Consider the following 956-nt stretch of genomic DNA (forward strand, 5'->3'; position numbering starts at 1 on the left):
AACAAAGTCGTGAAACATTGATTAAATAATAAGCGTGGAACGTGAAAAAGCATAAAAAAAGCCCACCTTGGGGAAGATGGGCTATCAACTAGGAACTACAGCGTTCAATTTTCAAGAGAATTATAACGCATTTCGTATAAGGTGTATTATGTTAATTTTAGATTTACTAAAACTATTTTTTGAGAACTAGGCTGTTATGGGAACTGTAAAGCTCAAATCTTCTGATGAAGTTTTTCAATTAAAAATTAGTCTGCTAGGTAGTGATCCTGAAATCTGGAGAACTATTCAAATTTCATCGGCAGCTACTTTATCTAGGCTCCATAAGGCAATTCAATCTGCTTTTGATTGGGAAGATAGCCATTTACATGAATTCACGACTATTAAGCATGAAAAGATCAATAAAAGACAAAAATTGAAAGAAGTTCTACGTGTAGGTAAAAAAATTATATATACATATGATTTTGGCGATTGTTGGGAACATTTGATTACTGTAGAAAGCAGACAATCTCCTGATTTAAATAAAAAATATCCATGTTGTATAGATGGTCAAAATCATGCTCCATTTGAAGATATTGGAGGAATTTTTGGATATCTTGATATTTTAGATGCATTACAAGACCCCAAACATCCAAGATATGACGATTACATGCAAATTATCGAGGATGAAATAGGAGAGATAGAGTTTGATCCGACCTACTTTAATTCACATGATATTAAGTTTTAAACCTGATTTAACATAAGGGCTGTTATACGAAATTGCAACTAAATATAGTTGCAATTATTATTTAAAAGTAACTATACTTAGTTGCAATAGCAGTAGGGCTGAAGTATGGGTAAAACGGAAAAGTTACTGGAAAAATTTGGAAATTCAAAAAATACATTTCCGTATAAAGATTTAGTCGTTTTACTGAATCAGCTCGGCTATGAAAAATTTGAAATGGCAGGCTCTCGTGTCC

General features: G+C 32.3%; 1 protein-coding gene. It reads left to right on the top strand.

Features of this window, described 5'->3' with window-relative positions; all coding sequences use genetic code 11:
• The first annotated feature begins 196 nt into the window (after positions 1–196).
• Positions 197–724, top strand: coding sequence for a plasmid pRiA4b ORF-3 family protein (locus tag AOQ71_RS44580; protein WP_000537572.1), 528 nt, complete (start codon positions 197–199; stop codon positions 722–724).
• Positions 725–956: the final 232 nt, after the last annotated feature.

The sequence above is a fragment of the Bradyrhizobium manausense genome (genome assembly GCF_001440035.1).
Taxonomy (GTDB): domain Bacteria; phylum Pseudomonadota; class Alphaproteobacteria; order Rhizobiales; family Xanthobacteraceae; genus Bradyrhizobium; species Bradyrhizobium manausense.

Bases quoted from the DNA above. Each gene is read 5' to 3' on its own strand.
- AOQ71_RS44580 (WP_000537572.1), top strand. From the start codon at position 197: ATGGGAACTGTAAAGCTCAAATCTTCTGATGAAGTTTTTCAATTAAAA.